Source organism: Acinetobacter sp. YH12140 (assembly GCF_013418475.1).
GTDB lineage: Bacteria > Pseudomonadota > Gammaproteobacteria > Pseudomonadales > Moraxellaceae > Acinetobacter > Acinetobacter amyesii.
Genome location: NZ_VPBZ01000033.1, coordinates 1 through 2,737 on the forward strand (window position 1 = coordinate 1; position 2,737 = coordinate 2,737).

A 2,737-nucleotide genomic window follows, 5' to 3' on the forward strand; every position below is an offset into this window, starting at 1 on the left:
GCGCTCAGTAGGCAATTTTTCAAAATATTGTTAAGCCTTTTCTGAGCATGGTATTTTTCATGGTATTACCAATTAGCAGGAAAATAAGCCATTGAATATAAAAGATAAAAATGTCTTGTTTACAATAAAGTGGGAATAATTCGGGCCTATCCGAACGCCGCCGGCGGCCGCCGATCACCGCACGCAAGTAACTGAAATCATTAATTAAATATACTGCCGTCTATCGCGGTCTATCGCGGGGCAAGCCTCGCAATAGACGGTATGGCTGACGGTATGGCGACTCTTGCCGCATCGCCAAAACGAATATACCGTCAGGGGTAAGAGAGCTTATGACGGTATTTTTTCTGTCTTATTCCCTTGATAATAATAGGAAATTTGCCATTCAGGTAGGCCAATTTGGGCCTGACGGTATATCGGGCGGCTCTCAGGCGTTTTTGAACGATCTCGGAGGGTCGAAATGCTGACTGACGCTGGCATCAAAGCACTGAAGCCAAAGAATAAATTATATAAGGTCGTAGACCGTGACGGTATGTACGTCGTGGTCAATCCCTCGGGGGCGGTCGTGTTCCGGTATGACTACCGCCTCAACGGGCGTCGGGAGACTTTGACGCTGGGCCGCTACGGCGCTTCCGACCTGTCGCTGGCGCGGGCGCGCGAGAAACTGATCGACGCCAAGCGCGCCATACTTGAAGGACGGTCGCCCGCCCGAGAGAAGCAACGCGAGAAGCGCCGCATCAAAGAGGCAAAGAGCTTCGGCGAGTTTGGCGAACGCTGGTTGCTGGAGGCGAAGATGGCCGACAGCACCCGCGCGATGCGCCGCTCGATCTATGAGCGGGACATTCTTCCGACCTTTCGGAATCGTCTGCTGACGGAAATCAGCCCCGACGATCTCCGCGCCATGTGCGCCAAGGTGAAGGCACGGGGAGCCCCGGCAACAGCCGTCCACGTCCGCGACATTGTGAAGCTCGTTTATGCCTTCGCGATCCTGCACGGGGAAAAGGTGCCGAACCCGGCCGATGAGGTTGGGCCTGCCTCTATCGCGACCTTTGTTCCCAAAGACCGCTCGCTCTCGCCTGCTGAAATCCGGGTCATGCTCGGCCAGCTTGAGCATGTGCCGACGCTGCCGACGATCCGTCTCGGAATGAAGCTGTTCCTGCTCACCATGGTCCGAAAGAGCGAGCTACAGGATGCGACTTGGGATGAGGTCGATTTCGAGAACGCCGTCTGGTCGATTCCCAAGGAGCGGATGAAGCGATCCAAAGCGCACAACGTCTATCTTTCGGAGCAAGCAATCGACATTCTCATTGCGCTCAAGACCTGCGCCGGCAACTCAAAATATCTGCTGCCATCGCGCTACGACGCGGATGCACCCATGTCGCGGGCGACCTTCAACCGCATCACCACCGCTGTCGTCGTGCGGGCGAAGAAGGAGGGCTTGCCGCTCGAACCTTTCACGGTTCACGATCTGCGCCGGACAGGCTCCACGCTCCTGAACGAGCTGGGCTTCAATAGTGACTGGATCGAAAAGTGCTTGGCGCATGAGGATGGGCGCTCGTCCCGTGGCATCTACAACAAGGCTGAATACGAGCACCAGCGTCGCCATATGATGCAGGAATGGGCAAACCTCGTGGACGCTTGGGTAGCGGGCCAGAAATACGTTCCGACGCTCTATCCGCCGTCAATGGACCTTCTGGTCCCTGAGCCTAGCGTTTGACCGGCCGGAATTTCCTGAGCTTCACGTCAGGAGACGGCGCGCGTTTGACGGCATTCTTTCTGGAGGCTTGGCGACGTTCCTCAAGCCAAGCCTCCACTTCGGCCAAGTCCCAAACCACGCATCGGGCCGTCAGATAGAACCGTTGGGGAAAATCACCCCGTTGCTCCATATCGTAGATGGTAGTGTCGGCAAGTGGAACGAGTTCCCGGAGCTGGTGTCTGCGAATGGTCCGTTTCGACAGCGCGGATGGCGAATCGCCGTCACGCTTCATTTTGCCTGCGAGGTTGAGTAGATTTTTCAGTGCGGAGTTGCGATTGAACGGCGACCAGACGGCTGTAAAGGCAACCGGCTCCGGTTCATCGAGGAAGGGCAGGAAGACGATGCCGGTCGTCGGCAACAATGACGTTGCCTCGCCGACGATAGTGATGCCGAAGCCTTGTCCGACCATAGATAGCAGCGTGTCGCGCCCCACATCAAAGCGCCGGATCGACGGTGCGGGCCAACGCCCGGCAAGGCGCAGCACGATATGGTCATGGACCTGCGGGCCGGTGCCACCATAGCGAACAATGAAAGTCTCGCCGACCAGATCGGACCAAGTGATTGCGGACTGCCCGGCGAGGCGATGCCCATCCGATAGCACGGCCACCAGCGGTTCGGTCCAGATCGGTCGGGTATGGCAGTCGGGCATCTCGGGCTTGCCCGCGACGAACACCACGTCGAGCTGGTCAGCACGAAGCTGCATCACCGCATCGCGGGCTGTGCCTTCGGTGATCTCAACCTCAATGCCCGTATGTTCTTCCCGATAATGACGGATCAGCTCCGTGAGAAAGCTGCGTGGGATTAAGGCATGGATGCCGATGCGAAGCCGGCCGTATTCTCCTTGAGCTGTCATGCCTGCGGTCTTCACTGCGTGATCGAGTTGATCGACACCCGCCGTGACACGCTCCATGAAGTGCCTGCCTGCGTCTGTTAGCCGAACGCCCCGCGCATGGCGCTCAAATAGCAGGACACCAAGGTTATCCT

Annotated in this window: 2 protein-coding genes; one reads left to right on the forward strand and one right to left on the reverse strand. The window is 57.3% G+C overall.

Features of this window, described 5'->3' with window-relative positions; genetic code table 11:
- Positions 1-457 precede the first annotated feature (457 nt).
- A complete protein-coding gene (locus tag FTU75_RS18125) occupies positions 458-1,714 on the forward strand; it encodes a tyrosine-type recombinase/integrase (protein ID WP_121775235.1) in 1,257 nt (418 codons plus the stop codon).
- On the opposite strand, the gene FTU75_RS18755 is transcribed toward FTU75_RS18125, so the two are convergent.
- Positions 1,704-2,737: LysR substrate-binding domain-containing protein (locus FTU75_RS18755; RefSeq protein ID WP_180116570.1), on the reverse strand; the 1,034-nt coding region annotated here is incomplete at its 5' end. The genes FTU75_RS18125 and FTU75_RS18755 overlap by 11 nt on opposite strands.

Bases quoted from the DNA above. Each gene is read 5' to 3' on its own strand.
- FTU75_RS18125 (WP_121775235.1), top strand. From the start codon at position 458: ATGCTGACTGACGCTGGCATCAAAGCACTGAAGCCAAAGAATAAATTA.